The sequence below is a fragment of the Microcystis sp. LE19-10.1B genome, from assembly GCF_027530565.1.
Classification (GTDB): Bacteria; Cyanobacteriota; Cyanobacteriia; order Cyanobacteriales; family Microcystaceae; genus Microcystis; species Microcystis aeruginosa.
Genome location: NZ_JAPZQM010000128.1, coordinates 1 through 16,195, shown reverse-complemented (window position 1 = coordinate 16,195; position 16,195 = coordinate 1). Strand labels below are relative to the sequence as shown.

Annotated in this window: 13 protein-coding genes and 1 pseudogene; 4 read left to right on the top strand and 10 right to left on the bottom strand. The window is 42.3% G+C overall.

What is annotated here, in order from left to right:
- Window positions 1-137: 137 nt before the first annotated feature.
- The 4 genes from argH to O9332_RS04700 form a co-directional block, all read right to left on the bottom strand.
- The gene (argH, locus tag O9332_RS04715; protein ID WP_002759216.1) at window positions 138-1,553 is read right to left on the bottom strand and encodes an argininosuccinate lyase; all 1,416 of its coding nucleotides are present in this window, start codon (window positions 1,551-1,553) and stop codon (window positions 138-140) included.
- 169 nt (window positions 1,554-1,722) lie between these two features.
- Window positions 1,723-1,926 carry a hypothetical protein gene (locus tag O9332_RS04710; RefSeq protein ID WP_052277410.1) on the bottom strand — a complete coding sequence of 68 codons (204 nt, stop codon included), beginning with the start codon at window positions 1,924-1,926 and terminating at the stop codon, window positions 1,723-1,725.
- Window positions 1,927-2,032: 106 nt separating this feature from the next.
- Window positions 2,033-2,644 (bottom strand): class II aldolase/adducin family protein, encoded by a 612-nt coding sequence (locus O9332_RS04705; RefSeq protein WP_002759218.1) that lies wholly within the window; start codon window positions 2,642-2,644, stop codon window positions 2,033-2,035.
- Window positions 2,641-2,976 (bottom strand): hypothetical protein, encoded by a 336-nt coding sequence (locus tag O9332_RS04700; RefSeq protein WP_002759220.1) that lies wholly within the window; start codon window positions 2,974-2,976, stop codon window positions 2,641-2,643. The genes O9332_RS04705 and O9332_RS04700 overlap by 4 nt, the downstream gene beginning before the upstream one ends.
- A 259-nt stretch (window positions 2,977-3,235) precedes the next feature.
- Between O9332_RS04700 and O9332_RS04695 the strand changes: the two genes are divergently transcribed.
- Together O9332_RS04695 and O9332_RS04690 are read left to right on the top strand one after the other, a co-directional pair.
- Window positions 3,236-4,129, top strand: a complete 894-nt coding sequence (locus O9332_RS04695; protein WP_288023940.1) for a ferritin-like domain-containing protein — start codon at window positions 3,236-3,238, stop codon at window positions 4,127-4,129.
- Window positions 4,130-4,292: 163 nt separating this feature from the next.
- The gene (locus O9332_RS04690; RefSeq protein ID WP_002759222.1) at window positions 4,293-5,357 is read left to right on the top strand and encodes a pentapeptide repeat-containing protein; all 1,065 of its coding nucleotides are present in this window, start codon (window positions 4,293-4,295) and stop codon (window positions 5,355-5,357) included.
- Between the two features lie 327 nt (window positions 5,358-5,684).
- Here the strand turns inward: O9332_RS04690 and O9332_RS04685 are convergent.
- Together O9332_RS04685 and O9332_RS04680 are read right to left on the bottom strand one after the other, a co-directional pair.
- Window positions 5,685-5,780, bottom strand: a pseudogene (locus tag O9332_RS04685) (nucleotidyltransferase family protein); the annotation flags it as partial.
- Between the two features lie 35 nt (window positions 5,781-5,815).
- Window positions 5,816-6,853: a fatty acid desaturase gene (locus tag O9332_RS04680; protein WP_002757796.1), complete on the bottom strand. Its 1,038-nt coding sequence runs from the start codon at window positions 6,851-6,853 to the stop codon at window positions 5,816-5,818.
- Between the two features lie 299 nt (window positions 6,854-7,152).
- On the opposite strand from O9332_RS04680, the gene O9332_RS04675 reads away from it, so the two are divergent.
- On the top strand, window positions 7,153-8,193 hold the full coding sequence (locus tag O9332_RS04675; protein WP_002757797.1) for a DNA cytosine methyltransferase: 1,041 nt from the start codon (window positions 7,153-7,155) through the stop codon (window positions 8,191-8,193).
- Here O9332_RS04675 and O9332_RS04670 read toward each other — a convergent pair.
- The gene (locus tag O9332_RS04670; protein WP_002757799.1) at window positions 8,186-8,944 is read right to left on the bottom strand and encodes an HNH endonuclease; all 759 of its coding nucleotides are present in this window, start codon (window positions 8,942-8,944) and stop codon (window positions 8,186-8,188) included. The two genes, O9332_RS04675 and O9332_RS04670, sit on opposite strands and share 8 nt — an antisense overlap.
- Window positions 8,945-9,099: 155 nt before the next feature.
- On the opposite strand from O9332_RS04670, the gene O9332_RS04665 reads away from it, so the two are divergent.
- Window positions 9,100-9,330, top strand: a complete 231-nt coding sequence (locus O9332_RS04665; RefSeq protein ID WP_223212964.1) for a hypothetical protein — start codon at window positions 9,100-9,102, stop codon at window positions 9,328-9,330.
- A gap of 85 nt (window positions 9,331-9,415) precedes the next feature.
- On the opposite strand, the gene O9332_RS04660 is transcribed toward O9332_RS04665, so the two are convergent.
- The 3 genes from O9332_RS04660 to O9332_RS04650 form a co-directional block, all read right to left on the bottom strand.
- On the bottom strand, window positions 9,416-12,673 hold the full coding sequence (locus O9332_RS04660) for a DUF4257 domain-containing protein (protein WP_288023934.1): 3,258 nt from the start codon (window positions 12,671-12,673) through the stop codon (window positions 9,416-9,418).
- 94 nt (window positions 12,674-12,767) lie between these two features.
- Window positions 12,768-14,465, bottom strand: coding sequence for an SPFH domain-containing protein (locus tag O9332_RS04655; RefSeq protein WP_288023931.1), 1,698 nt, complete (start codon window positions 14,463-14,465; stop codon window positions 12,768-12,770).
- 320 nt (window positions 14,466-14,785) lie between these two features.
- On the bottom strand, window positions 14,786-15,949 hold the full coding sequence (locus O9332_RS04650; protein ID WP_288023928.1) for a pyridoxal phosphate-dependent aminotransferase: 1,164 nt from the start codon (window positions 15,947-15,949) through the stop codon (window positions 14,786-14,788).
- Window positions 15,950-16,195 lie beyond the last annotated feature (246 nt).

Genomic DNA, 16,195 nt, shown 5'->3' with positions numbered 1-16,195 from the left:
GCTTCTTGTACTTGTTGCGCGCGACTTTTTACCCGGCCAAGCTTTTCTGGTCGGAACCCCCTAAGCCGAGTTTTCAAGGTGCTGCGCCGTCCACTTGGTTTTCGAGACTGGCCTTTTAATTCTAACGTAAAGCCAACCTAGAACGGCGGGGTTTCAGACGCAAATTTTCGATGATCGAGAATGGCTTTAGCTTGAATTAAAGCCGATCGCACTTGTTCAAAACCTGTGCCACCATAGCTATTACGGGCCGCCACCACCTGACGAGGAGCGATCGCGTCGTAGATATCGGCCTCAAAAGCTGGATGTAATTCTTGCCATTCCGTCAGGGTTAAATCTTTTAATAACTTACCCGCTGCTAAACTGCTTTTAACGACTTTCCCGACTAAATTATAAGCTTCTCGGAAGGGAATTCCCTTACTGGCTAAATAATCCGCCACATCCGTCGCATTAGAAAAATCTTCCGCCACCGCATTAGCTAATCGGTCGGTTTTAAATTGAATTCCGGTGGCTAAAAGTACCGTCATCGCTTGCAAACAAATCCGCACGGTTTTAACGCCATCAAATAACGCTTCCTTGTCCTCCTGCAAGTCTTTGTTATAAGCTAGGGGTAAACCCTTCATTAAGGTCAATAACGCCTGTAAATGCCCAAAAACCCGCCCTGTTTTGCCGCGCACCAATTCGGGAACGTCGGGATTTTTTTTCTGGGGCATAATGCTAGATCCCGTGGCACAACTATCGGTGAGAGTGATAAAACTAAATTCTTGGGAAGACCAGAGAATCATTTCTTCGCTCAAACGGCTCAGGTGGACCATAATCAGACTAGCGGCCGTCATAAATTCAATGGCAAAATCTCGATCGCTGACTCCATCGAGACTATTGTTATACACCTGCTCAAAATCGAGTAAATTGGCACTGTAATGACGATCGATGGGAAAAGTCGTCCCCGCTAAAGCGCCACATCCTAGGGGCGAAATATTAGTCCTGGCGCGAATTTCTCCTAATCTTTGGTGATCCCGTTCGGCCATTTGAAAATAAGCTAGGAGATGATGGGCTAAACTAATCGGTTGGGCGCGCTGTAGGTGGGTATAACCGGGGATCAGGGTTTCCAGATGGTTTTCAGCGTGATTGACTAAAGCTTGCTGAAAATTGCGAATTTCTTGCCTAATATCATCGATTTGTTGTCTAAGATACAGACGAATATCCGTTCCTACCTGATCATTCCGCGAACGGGCCGTGTGCAGTTTTTTGCCCACATCTCCCACGATCTCGGTTAAACGACGTTCCACGGCAAAATGCACGTCCTCTTGATCGATGCCGGGGTTAAAGTTGCCGGTGCGGTATTCTTGACGAATTTGTTCCAATCCAGAGACGAGACTATCTGCTTCTTCGGGGCTGATAATACCCGTATAGGCGAGCATTTTGGCGTGAGCGATCGATCCGGTGAGATCATACTCGATTAATTCGATATCAAAGCCAATACTGGCGTTAAATTCCACGATCGTAGGATGGAGACTACCTTCAAAGCGATCGCTCCAAGTTTTCTTTGCTGTCACTGTTTTCGTTAGATTATTGTGGATAAAGTTAACCAAAATATGCTGGACAATTTTGGGGAATAATCCGGCGCTGATAGCATTACCGCTTCAGGTTAGAAAAATCTCCAACTCTACAAACATAAGAATAGCAAGAATTGCTCGCTCTGGCTGAATGCTGATAGGCGAAAAGCTAATAAGAAGTAAAACCTCGAAACATATAACCGACAATCAAACCGATTAATAGGGCCCATGCTTGCCCAGTTTTGACGAAATTTGAGAAGGATTTCTGGACATTCCCGATGATATCCACGTCTTGCTCCGAAATAGTCATCAAGACATTGGTAAGAGGCGAAAAGTCGATCGAGACAGATAGATGATGGAAGATGTCGATCACGATGGCATTCCTCAAAAACGAAAATCTACAGAACAAGTTAACATGAAAACGACTAAATTAAAACCACTTTTGTCTCCCTGGTGCTGAGTTGGAGGGGAGGTCACTTTCAAGATGATTGAGATTGCTGGTAATAGGCTAATAGTAAATTACCCGCTTTTGCTAAATTTTGCCCAAAGGCGATAATTCCTTCTTCATGACCACTCATCACTAAAATTTGTTGCTCCTCTAGACGATCTTCTTGACATAAACGGATAATTTCTGCGGCCATTTCTGGGGTTCCATAGGCGATATTTTCTTGGGTGGTCGGCACTCGATACATCAAATTTTGCCACAGGGGGCGATGGTGAATATGAATCACCCCATTAATCTGGGGATTCGCTTCATAAATTGCTCCATGGGTGAGAGTTTCTGAAGAAGCGGCGATTGTTCCCCGACAAGTGACCCGATTTTCTTTCCAATCGTAGTCTATAACTCTGGTGTAATGGGATTCATTTAATACCGGTATTCCCCCGGTGTTAGTGCCAGAAATAATAATTTCTTTGTCTATTTTCCCTCGTTGACTCACATTCCCAAAACCGATTCCGTTATCGTATTGACCGATTAATCCCAGTCGATAGAGGCGATGGCGCCAATAATTTAATTCTGCAATCTCTGAGCTTATTAAGGGATGGTCAGGAATCCAAGTACAATTGTATTTGACGTAGCCTTCGTCAATCATAGATTTTTCTGAAAATATTCGGGATAACTTTGACAAACTTTCTGCAAAAAGTCCTGGAGAGGATAGGAAATATTGGCGATATAATTATCTTTAATTACTTGGGAAAATAGGGGTAAAACTTCCGTGTCTAAGGCGGGGTTAAATAAGTTGATAGGTAGAATTAAATCGGAACATTCCCGCACATCAATGGTCTCAAAATTATCGGCTATAATTAACCAAAGAGGACGCACCCAAAGAGCCGAACGACTTTCGATCACCTGAATTACTTCTCCGTATAAAGTTCGATTTTTGCAGAATAAACTAACAATTTGATGGGGAGTGAATGTGTTCATAGACAATTCTAGTTTTCCTCGATCAGCTAAGACGCATTTTAACCGCTTATTCTTAGATTAGCCGAATCTCCCCCCAATCTCTTTACTGTTGCAAGAGTGCAAGAGGAAAGAGTATCTCATCTCCACAAGCAATTTAAATGCGCGGGCAGCTTATCTTTCACTGATCACTGAAAAAAGCTTGCCACTTGCCGCTCCCTTGCCAGATTGGGAAAAAACTCCGTTAGAATACGGGAAGCCGTTTACAAAACGATACAAAATCATGACCGTTGCTTACCCTCGTAAATTCAAGAAGACGATGAGCGCTCGCGACATCATGAAGCGTGTCATTAGCGATCGCGAAATTCATCTTGTCACCCTCAACCGTTACCGCTACAACGAACAACGTAGCTGTAAAGACCTGACCGAACTGATCGAAACCTTAGACGGACAACCAAAAGAACTGATCCAGGAGCTTTCCCGTCACGTCGCCGATGAGGCCCGCCATGCCTACTGGTTAACCGATTTATTAATCGAATTGGGGGCCGATGTGGGGAAACCGCCGGGGTTGTCCTATATCGATGAATTTGAACGTCTTCTCGATCAAGATCAATTCCAAGGCGAAGAACAAAGGGAAGATGGACTGATTGCGGCCCTAGCGGCAATTAACGTCACGGAAAAACGGGGATGCGAATACTTTGCCGCCCATATTTATGCCCTCAAAGCAGGGGAACAAACCCCGGAAAATCTGAAAATTCAGGAAACGATCGCCAAAATTTTTCCTGAAGAAGCGGGTCATGTGCGTTGGGGCAATCGTTGGTTAGCCAAAATTGCCCAAAAAAGCCCCGAACATCGGCAAAAAGTCGAAAAAGCTAAGACCAAATACTCAGCGATCGAACAGGCCGCCTATGAATCGGGTATGGATATCACCCTCGGGGCAGAATTGCGCCGCGTCGGTCATTTAATGGAAATCGCCGCCACTATGCCGCTTTGGGAACGTCCTCAATATCTGATGGAACGTTTACCCCAATCCCTTCTCGACCCGAAATTACAATTATTCCGGGTAGAAGCGGCGCAAAAAGCCTGGAATCGTGATCCACAAATGTTTATGGAACGCTTTTTACCGATGTTTTTTAATGCGGACGGCAATATCGGCAAAAAAGAGAAAGTCAACTAATTTAACCTTGATTTTCAGGGGCAATCATTCAGCGATCGCCGAAGAAATGTTCAGCGAGGATCGAGAAAATCAGCTATTGTTTTAAATAGGGGTGAGTTCTCGGCTTTAAGGTCAGAGAAACACCACTTTTTTACTGTTTATTTTGACTTTTCTTTTTTAGATTATGCGTCTTTTAGCTGCCTTTGATCGCTACCCCGATAGTGTATCTTTAACCCTAGAACCAGTAGCCACCGACTCGCAAAAATTTGATTTATATTTAACTTTACACCTACAAGCTCAAATTCAATCTCTCCTCGGCGGGGAAATCAAATGGGGTCTAAAAGGAGGAAAATTAGATTTTGTTTTAGTTAATTGTCACCTAACACCTAATCCTCTTTCTAGTCAAGAGTTATACATAAATCGTATTAATAATCATCAATGGCGGTTATCTTTCAAAAGTCCTCAGTCAATATTTACAGGAGCGATCGAAAGGATTAACCTAGGAACCGTCAGTGTGGAGGAAGAACCTTATCATCTCACGGTGCAATTTTCGCTGACGGCTGCCGATATCTGTATCACGGAAACATCGGGATTATGGAAACACGATCTAAGTCCCAATAAACATAGTATTTTAGAGCGAAAGTTAGCATTTTTCCTAATGGAAAATCAATTTTATGCTTTTTTGAGTCGTATTTCTTTGGGTTCATCGCAGGTAGAATTAGATACTGTTCTGGTTGAACCGCAACCGGCAGCATCAGAAAATTTAGAGAAATTGCAGGCACAAATCGAGGGAATTTATGCTTCTGTTACTGATGATTTTCTCGAACTGGCCCAATTAGCTGAACTGGATCCCCTAACGGATTTTACCGGGGCAAATCTCTTGGCAGCGGAATTAAGTGGCATATCTTTAGGCATGGCTAATCTCTATCAAGCGAATCTGCGGGGGGCCAATTTAACCGATGCTGATTTAAGTGAAATTAATGGCAGTCATGCTAGTTTTAAGGGAGCGGATTTAAGCGGAGCCTTATTAGCTAATGCCGATTTAAGTTATGCTGATTTTTACCGTTCTAGTTTGGCTTTAGCTAATTTAATTGGCTCCAATTTAGAAGGAGCTAATTTGGTTGAAGTCAACATCACTCAAGCGAATTTTAGCGGGGCAAAAGTGAAGGGGGCAAAGTTTGCCGATAATGTGGGTATGACCGAGGAATTGCGGGAAAATTTACGCTTGCGCGGGTCTTTCTGTGATTAGTCAACTATTTAGGGTTTGCTGAAAAAGTTTGTTGGTGGGGTTAGGAGTCAGGAGTCAGGAGTCAGGAGTCAGGAGTCAGTAGCTGGTCGTTTCAGGCTTTGTTGCCCTCTTTTTTTGTACCAATTTATGTACTACGAGAGGGATAATGCAAGGTTTTTGAGAGTCCCAATCGGATTTTCGCAGCATGAACATCGGATTTTAACAGGTCAAAAGCCTTATTTTAAAAGGGTTTTACCATTATTCAGCAGACCCTAAATATTTTACACAATTCATACCAGGTAAGCAAGAGGGCTACGGCACTACTACCGAATCATTAGCCAATTTCACTGCATCAGCTTCATCCCTTGCCACTGAACCAAATAAAGACAAAGACTTTACCCCCAGTTTTGGCAACTCTTCTCGGTGTGAGAGGAGGAGGCAGATTTTGCTGCCGTTTCCTCCTGATAGCTAAGATAGGATCAGTTTTTGCGGTAAAAAATCTTACTGCCTTGGTCACTGACAAAATGACAATTGCGGTAGGACCGCCAGAGAGATTTGAAAATCGGTTCTTTCGAGACGCGATAATAGTCTCCTAAGACGGGACGGATAGCCTCGGTTGCTTCTTGGAGATGATAGTGGGGAATAGTGATAAAAATATGATGGGCGACGTGAGTACCAATTTGGTGATGGATGGGATTAAAGATGCCATAATCGCGATCGATGGTAGAAAGCGCCCCTTTGAGAAAGTACCAATCTTGACCGCGATACCAGGGAATATCATCTTCGGTGTGGTGTAGGAATGTCACCAAGTCTAACCAAACCACAAAGACGATATAGGGCATGATGTAGTAGTTAAACAGAAACCAAAAGCCGTAGCTAATACCCACCCCGATTAATAGACCTAACATAAAGGTACAGCAAACGGTGCTAGTCAGTACCTGCCACCGTTCCGAGGGGCGAAAGAGGGGGCTTTCGGGCATAAAATGGGACCCCTGTTTATTAGGGGAACGACGGAAAAGATAAAGGGGATAAACAAATAAAATTAGCTGAAAACGAGCTAATTTTTCGTACCAAGCCATATTGTTATACTGGGTTTCCGTGACGGGATACCAACTTTCATCGGTGTCGATATTGCCAGTATTAGCGTGATGGGTGCGATGACTGATGCGCCAACCGTGGAAAGGTACGAGAATGGGAGTATGACTGAGATGACCGATTAAGTTATTTAACCAACGATAACGGGAAAAGGAACCGTGACCGCAATCGTGACCGACGACAAATAAGGACCAAAACATGGTTCCCTGCATAAACCAAAAAAGGGGGAAGAACCATGCTTGATTAATCTGGTAAGTTATCCAGTAAAGTAGGGTAATAATGCCAATATCAAAAAAAAAGTAAGCTAAAGAGCGAAAAACGCTTGATTGGAAGCAACGGGCCGGGATAGCTAGACGGACATCCTGTAGGGTAAATGGCAAAAATTCTCTTTTTAGGGAGGGTTTAGGTAGGGTTTGGGACACTAGGTTATAACTCAAGGTAGATGACAAGGGCAGTATTGACGAAAGCTTGAGAACTAAACTTTTCTGTTTCTCGATGCGCTATCTTTTCTCTATCTCAGCTAGGAGCAGATAAGACCGAGCGATCGAGCGAATTTCGTCTAACTCACCAGAATTATATTGTAGGGCTTAATGTAACTTAACAAAAGCCCCTAGGGAAAGTCAATCACATTCTCCCCCTGTCTGTCCATCTGTCCCCTTGGACATCTAGTACAATAATATCTGAGAAAATAGATAAGACTCTCGGTTATTCAATCAACATTATGAACGAGTTACCTATTCGTCCAGCTAACAAAAATTTTACCCATAGTTGCTTGACTTTTGCCGATTTTTATGCGGGAATTGGTGGCTTTCGTCTCGGTCTTGAACAAATCGGTTGGCAATGTGTTTTTAGCAACGAAAATAACCCAGATTGTGTGAAAACCTACAATCACAATTTTCATGAATCCATAAAACCGCAAGATGTTGAAGCTTTAATTCCTAGCTTACTTCCCGATTTTGAGGTTTTTTGTGGAGGATTTCCCTGTCAGCCATTTTCCAGAGCAGGACAACAAAAAGGTTGGCAAGACAGTCGCGGACTAGCCATTCAGGAAATTCTCAGAATTTGCCATGAAAAAAAGCCTAAAGTTATCTTTCTTGAAAATGTTAGTAATATCGTGCGCTTAAATCAAGGGCAGATATTAAAAGATATATTAATCCAGTTAAAAGAAATAAATTATCTGGCTTTTTATGCAGTTATCGATAGTAAATATTTCCAAATTCCTCAATCAAGACCTCGCTTTTTTTTATTGGCTTTCCGCAAGGATTTAGGAATTAAAAACTTTCAATTTCCCCAACCTTGCCATGCAGAAGTGGGTATTGAAAAAATTATTGTTCCGGGGGATTATTCAATTCCCATATCGGAAAAATGGCAGCAGTATATTGATTATTATGCTGGCAGAATTAATGCCGAACAATTATCTTTTCAACTGCCAAAAACAAGAATAAGTATTGAAAGGGCAAGTGTTAATGTAGATTATGATAATTGTATTTATCAAATGAGATCTAGTGGCATCCGAGCAATTTCTATCCAAAAACCCTTTCCTACTTTTGCAGTTAGTGTTAGCGGTGGTGGTGCCATGATTCCAGTGTATAGCAAGGAAAGAAGACATTTAAGTCTCTTAGAAATAAAAAGATTAATGGGATTTGCCGATGATTATTATTTTCCTGTTTCTCGCACCGCTGCTATTAAACAACTTTCTAACGCTGTCTGTCCCCCAGTCATTAAACATATTGGTATAAATATTACTAAATCACTTAATTAGCTCGATTTAGTCGGTCTTCAATATTTTCTTGACTGGGGAAAATCATCTTAGTTACTTCAGGAAAAGCTAAGACGCATTCTGAACATTTATCAGGAGCATAGTTACAAAGATTACAGATTTGCCATTTGGATTTATTACAATAGAAGCAGAGAGCTTGAAAATTGTCATCGGCACTATTTCCACCTTTTTCTACGGGAATCCGATGATCCCAAACTAAACGCACTCGATCCCTAGCATAGGTATTTTGATTGATATTTTCTTTCTTTTTAAGAATTGAGCCAGAAAAATTACATTTATTTTTTTGTTGTTCTAAGATATTTCTCTGAATTAGGGATGAGGGAGGTGTTCTAATCGGTGGTTTAGTAGTGGTAAAAAGTTGTTGATGATCGGAACTATCTAAAATATATTTTTGACTGCCTAATCTTTTTTGTCCTGGGGGAGCATAAATAAAATTAAATCCCTCTTCATTCCAAAGTTCGCTAAAAGGTTTATTAGCATCAGCATAGGAGTCTTGAATTAAATTTTCAGGAATTTTACCCTTGAGTATAGTTTTTATCTCTTGTAAATTATTGGTCGCATTAGTTAGATCGCTCTCACAACCTTCTCCATACCTAATCAGAGTTAGCAAAGCAGCAATAGTTCTTTTTTTATATAAAATAATTACTCTGTTATCATTAAAGATAATTAAATATCCTTTTCCTTGAGGATTCTTGGTAATTTCCCTAATATCTTCTAACTTGATCCCACTCATCTTAATACCTCTAGAGACTACAGATAACTGGCTGTTAAAAATTGTCAGATGCCCCCCTTATTAAGGGGGGATTAAGGGGGGACTAAGGGGGGATCGGCACCCCCCTTATCAAGGTGAGCAGGAGGGATCAAAGACAAAATCTATCTTCAATTTAATTGAAACCACCTACTTATATTTATCAAATGAGGTCTAGTGGCATCCGAGCAATTTCTATCCAAAAACCCTTTCCTACTTTTGCGGTTATCGTTAGCGGTGGTGGTGCCATGATTCCATTGTATAGCAAGGAAGGAAGACATTTAAGTCTCTTAGAAACAAAAAGATTAATTTTCCTGTTTCTCGCACCGCTGCTATTAAACAACTTTCTAACGCTGTCTATCTCCCAGTAATCGGTACCCTGCCGATGGTTGTGAGTGTCATTTAAGCATCCTCGTAGTTTTGTACTGAAAATTTTTCCGTTAAGCTTGACCCTTTTCAAACGTCCTCTAAATCATCACCGGGGATAACCGTTGTATAGAATACATAATTAGGGTCTGATAGGTAGCGTTTATCCTGCTTGATGATTGCCATAAATTCTTTGTGTCCTTGTTTTGTTCGTCCCACGAGACAACCGGCACTTGCTCCACTAATGGCATTTTTCGGCAAATCATAGCCCCAGTGCTGATTAATGCCAAATATACCCTTCTGAATCCTGTCCCCATCCCGTCGAAAATCCTTGTTGGAGTCTCGGTACACCTCGATAGGTTGGGTCTGAAACAGTGCTTCATGACTTTTTGAACTTTTGGGCATGGGGTGCCAAGCTTTGATCCATGCTTGGTACTGTCCGAACTTGATGCGAGCGGCCCCGTTTGGATTTTGAGGACTGTAAGTATATTTATCACCAGGCTCTGTGGTAGCTTCCCAACTCCCAACAATTTCTGGTTTCCCATTTTTAAACTCAATTACCATACGCAGATCATTGAACTCATTGGGACGATCATCATTGAGGGTTCCATTAGGATTCATGCCTTCTACATAGACAATGTTATATTCTCTCGGATTCGTGAAGACTTGATAGCCTTTTGTTTTCATATATTTAATGATTCGGCTGGCCAAATCATTACCCAAGTCAAGGCTCCCAAATGATTGAGCAGTGGTAGTCGAGGTTGCTGCCTTGACTGTTTCGGGCTTTGCGGCTAACTCTTCCGTATGTAAAGATGTAGAAGATAATTGTTTGATAACTTGACAAGCCTTGTCGTAATAACGTTGACGCTTCTGTAAGTGATTTGCTGGATCGCGTCCATTGACTCTGGCTGAAATCTGACGACAGGTTGCTCCCCGATCGCAAAGAGCATTCATGTTATTATTCTTCCACCAAAATCCAGCACTGGTAAAAGGATAATTGGCACCAACGTAATCTGCGCCATCCATCACCTTGGGATCATTAATAAAACGAGAAAAAGCTTGATAATTATACTTACCAGTCAATTGAATTACACCTGCTCCGCGATACTTTTTCCCTTCACCAATTTTCGTATTACCTAGCTCTTTTGCTTTAGGATAGGGGGGATCATATGTTCGTTGAGCAGCTACTTGGCTCGGCCCCCAAATTTCCGTCATGTATTGCAAACCTGCACTTTCATGGGCTGTTTGGCTGAGAAAATGTCTAATTCGTGGCACTGTATTAATTTCAAATCGCTGTAAACAAGAGTTTAAGTCATTGAATTGTTTATCACTCATTTTACGTCCATAGACAGACTCAGCTTGCTGACGAGTTACAAGATTAACGCCTTGATGCTGACTTGATTCTGGCGCGGATACAGATGATAGGCTATTGTTTCTGCTAGATTGTTGCCAAGGTAAATGCCAATGATCCGACCAAAGATACCAAGTGCCAGCACCGTAGTCTAACTCCACTAGGCAATGTCCGTCAATTTCTTCTGAATACTTGAGGACTTTGTACTCTCTGCCCACAGGAACTTCTTTTTTCTCGTTTTCACCGAGGTCTGATGAATCAATAGGCTGCTTTTTCAGATAGGTTTTAGTAGTTGCCTTGATGATGGTATTGGGGGGCGCAATGACCCAATTTTCGGGTTCTACCTTTGTGGTTGTAGCTGATCTTTGAATTGAGCGGGTGGCTGCGGCTTTGAGGGTTCCTCTATTTGTTAGGGAGATGGCAGAAATTCTTGATAATTGGTCAATGGCTTCCCGCGCTGAACCATTTTTACTGGACTGGGGAACAGATGATAGTATCTTGTGTTCCCAAGGTAAGTACCAGTGATCTGACCAAATATACCAAATTCCCTGGCCGTAGTCTAATTCAACGAGGCAATGTCCATCAGATTCTTGTGAATGCTTGAGGATTTTATACTCTGTACCCACAGGAACTTCTTTTTTCTCGTTTTCACCGAGTTGTGATGAATCAATGGGCTGCTTTTTCAGATAGGTTTTAATGGTTGCTTTAATCTTTGTATTGGGGGGGGCAGCGACCAAATCTGCCCGATTCTGGGTTACTGATAAGGTTGAGGTGACAGGTTTCGCCACCGCAGAAAGTTGAATTTTATCAAGTAAGGCTTTCCCGTTAGTCTGTTGACTCACCCAATCTTGATTTTGGATCAGCCAGTTTTTTATGGAATTATTTCCCCCATCTACTCCATCCCTTTCATACTCGTCAATAGCTTGCGCTAGTCCTTTCCTCTGCTCAACAGCAAACAAATCCTTTAGGATATCATCCCTTGATTGAGAATTGCCAAGGCCAATTCGGGCGATCGCCCGATTCATTTCGTACTTCCAGCTATCTCCCTCCGTTGATGCCCCCGGTATTCGTAGTTCGATGGCGCGATCGAGATAGGAGATGGCTTTGTCTAAATCAGGAGGCTGTGAACTGATATAAGCATAACCTAACTCTGCATTATACGAGGCATTATTGTTATCACTGGCTACCAGAGCCTCAAAAATCGGAATTGTTCTATTGACCCGATCTTTAAATGTTAGAGTTCTCCTTCCCAAGCTACGGGCATCATGGGCAAGATTAAAAGCACGTTCTTTAACATCATCAGTAGCAGATTCAAGTTTCTCTTGCATTTCTGATAATTCGGACTGATTTAGCCCTTCTTGAATCTGCTGGTTGACTAGATTGCGGATGTATGTTTTTTCTTCGAGTTCTTTTGCCTGAGATTCTGCTATCTCTTTGGCTTCATTAGCCGTGTCTATACGGTTAATTACCTTCTTTAATGCCGCATCTAGGATAGCTTTACCACCGTAGCCGCCCACCAATCCAGTGACAAAAATCGTGATTTCTAAGCCCGGATCGCCAAGGTTTCTAAGTTCCTGGGGTAAGAACTTATAGGCGATAAATGCCCCACCTATGCCAACAAAAATTTCTCCCAAAAAGCCAGGGTTGAGATTATTGGGATTTTTCTTACTCCAAGACGGCAATTCTAACTCGCCGTCAAGCAATATGGAGTAAAGTAATCCACCAAGTGCCCCAGCTAGTATCAGGCTTAGATAGAGAGGACTTACGTCATACGAGAAATTTTTTAGCAACCCAGTAATATTAATTGTTTTGGTGATACATTTTACCTTTTCCTGTCCCTCAGATATATCTGGTGGACAGGGAGACGTACTTGTAAGACTGATTAACCAAGCAAAGCAAAGAGCCATACCAAGTCCCAAGAAAAAGGTCAGGAGGAAATTAATAGCTTTGGGAAAGGGGGGAAATGTTAGGGGAGGTTTTTGTTTTGCTTTTTTCATGAATTTAGACTCCAAAACTCAGTTTGTTTACTGTTGAAAAATTATTTTTATTGGCAGGGATTAATGGGCTTAGATGACTCAATCTCGCTGTTACTTATCCGTCAGAATTATCCTGTCCGCTGTTGCTATCGTTATTCAAAGAGCGGAGCGATTTACCTAATAAATCTCCTAACTTACCATTTAGTAAAGATTGAATCAGTAACATACCACTGGTGGAAAGCATCAACTTGTTAATCTCTTCTCCATTTCCATTGGGAAAATTATAGATATTGGAGTCTCCCAAAATCCCCGCTTGGGGAGCTAATGCTTTAGCAATTTCAACAACCTGGGGTAAATTTTCTATTAATTGAGGTGCTAACTCCCGAACCATTTTAGCCGTGCGCTCGGCATCCGTAGCCGGTATGAGATGGTAACGCTTACCTTCTGCTTCTGCCAAACGTTCGATAGTTTTTGCTTCGTTCTCCACTGACTCTGCGGCTATTTCCGCTTGCAGCTTCTGGCGTTCGGCTTGGGCTTTTTCAATTGCTGTAGTAACAGCTTCTTCTGCTTCGGCGCGTTCTATTTCTGTTTCCAGCCGTTCTTTTTCTTTACTAATAATCGAGATGGTTGCAGCAATTTCTCCCGTTTCTATTTCTTGATTGACTGTTGCTTGTTTTAAGCGAAACGTTTTATTTTTCTCAATTAAGTCTGTGTCTTGTAGGAGCTTGTTAAGTTGAATTTCAATCTCTGTTTTGTGTTTGAGGGATTCTAGCTCTTTTTTGTCGTTTAACTCAGCAATTTCGAGCTTTTTCTTTAAAGCTAATTCAGAGATTTCGAGCGCCTCCTGTAGTTCTTTTTCTTTATCATTTTGGTAGGTTTCGATCTTTAGCTCGTGGTCGATCTTTGCCTTTTCGACTCTTTCTAGTGTTTCTAAATTTTTCAAAGATGTTTCTTGATGTGTAAGCTCTTGATTTTCCAGTTCAATCCCTATCTCTAATTCCTTTAGCCTTATATCTCTGCCTTTCTCTAATTCCTGTTTTCGTATTGTTTCTTCCGTATCTAATTCCTGTTTTCGTATTGCTTCTTCCGTCTTTAACTCTTCCGTGCGAGTTGCCAGAATTGCCGGTTGAATCACTTTTGTTCGAGCCTCAACTGCCTTGGCATCGAAATAGTTGTTAGGAGTGTAGTTGGCACTTTCTTCAATTTCACCAATAACTAGGTCTCTAACAGTTAATCCTAGAGGATTTAGGCAGTTACCAAGTATAGTCGTAGCCTCTTTTCCCACCTCTGTGCGATTTGTATGCAGATAGTCTAATGTATGTTTACTGGCACTTCCTCGTAGGGCGGTTTCGGCGCGTTTTTTAACAGCTTTCTCTACGGCTACGGTTGAAATACTGTCTTCTTCTACCAAAAATTTTTGAGCCTTTTGGTTGTCTTCTTTGGTGTCGGCAATATAGACATAAATTGTCGCTTGTACATTGGCTCGTAAATAATCCTGAGTACGAATATTTGATACTTCTATATCAACAGCAAATTCTTGGGATCTAATCGTGTCTGAGTCTGGTTCTGGTTCAGTCCATGCCTTGAAACCCCCAATAATTTTGTCTTTTTGCGACCACAAAGAAACTAGCATCAAAGTAACCACAACAGTCAGTACTATCGGCACTAAAGGGAAACTACCGTTACCTGGCGGTGGATTTGATCGGGAAGGATCAGGGAAAGATTGAGCGACAATAACAGGCTCTGTTTGGCTGGGTTGTACTGCTCTCATATAGTAAAGATTCAGATCGGGAATTGCAAGCAATCTTAACATTTATGGTTTTCCGGTAGATAATATCTTAACAAAAATTTGTAACCGTTCAGGGGTAGGGCCGTTTCATTTACAGGGTGAGCGCATCTCAAACCCTATTGACAATTGTGCAATTTTGTGGTTTGCGTCGGCATTTCCAGTGATACCAGTCAATCAGAATAGTTACGAACTCTTAACATTTAGTCGATTTTTGCTTAACAATTGAGATAGAAAATTATACTCAAATATGCCTGAATCACCTTCTAGGTGAGCAACTCACCTAAGCTGTTAAAACCGAAAAAAAAGGGCGAATTTTGTTCACCCTAACCGACAAAGTAATCATCCTACAAACTGCCGATAAACTGATCAATGCGATCGAATCCTTTTTCAATCGTCTTTAGGTCTGTAGCGTAGGAAAGACGAATACAATCATCGGCACCGAAAGCAATACCGGGGATAGCAGCTACTTTTTGGGTTTCGAGCAGTTTCTGACAAAAATCCCGTGATTTTAAACCAGTTTGACTAATATCGATAAACACATAAAAAGCACCGTTGGGAGTAGGACAATTGAGTCCGGGAATGGCTCGCACTCGTTCTAAAATATACTGTCGGCGCTCGCTAAAAGCTTTGACCATTTCCTCGATGCAATCTTGGGAACTCTCCAAAGCAGCGATCGCACCGTATTGGGCAAAAGTGCAGACATTGGAGGTACTATGACTTTGGATCTTAGTCATGGCCTTGACAATTTCCACCGGTCCTGCTATGTAACCGACGCGCCACCCCGTCATCGAGAAAGCTTTAGCAAAACCATTACTAATAATACTGCGCTGAAAGATTTCTGGACCAAAAGAAGCGATACTGCGGTGAATTGCGCCATCGTAGAGGATTTTCTCGTAAATTTCATCAGAAACCACTAAAATATCCTTTTCAACCACAATGTTTGCTAAAGCTGCGATTTCTTCGGGAGTATAGACAATACCGGTGGGATTAGAGGGAGAATTGAGGACAAATAATTTAGTTTTCGGTGTAATTGCCGCTTCTAGCTGTTCGGGGGTGATTTTATAGTGATTCTCTAGGCTAGTGTTAACGATAACCGATGTTCCCCCCGCTAACGTCACCATTTCAGGATAACTCAACCAGTAGGGTGCGGGAATAATTACTTCGTCCCCCGCTTCAATTAACGCCATGATTAGATTGTAGAGAGACTGTTTACCGCCATTGGTAACGATGACATTATCGGCATTGTATGCTAATTGATTATCCCGCAGCAATTTCTCGGCGATGGCTTTTCTTAACCCCGCTTCCCCGGCAGCCGGTCCGTAGCGAGTTTTTCCCTCATCGAGGGCCTTTTTCGCGGCAGCTCTGATGTGAGTGGGTGTGTCGAAATCTGGCTCCCCGGCGCTAAAACTACAGACATCTTCGCCGTTTTTCTTCATTTCCTTGGCCAGAGAGTCGATAGCTAGGGTAAGGGAGGGAGTAACTTGATTGACTCGTGACGCTAGTTTCATAGTATTTTACCCTGAAAGGGCTTTTCTGATGACCTACACAACCTTTAGTATCGTCCATCACCTCGATTGTTCTGGGTGTTTTTTTATATAATCTCCGGAATTGCGGCGCTTAGGGATGGGTGTGGGTTGTGGGGTGGGGGGGGTGTGGGGTTGGGGGTGGGGTGGTGGGGGGTGGGGTGTGGGGGGTTTGGGTTGGGGGTTGGGGGTTGGGGGGTGGAGGGGTGGGGGGTGGGGGGTGGGGGGTTT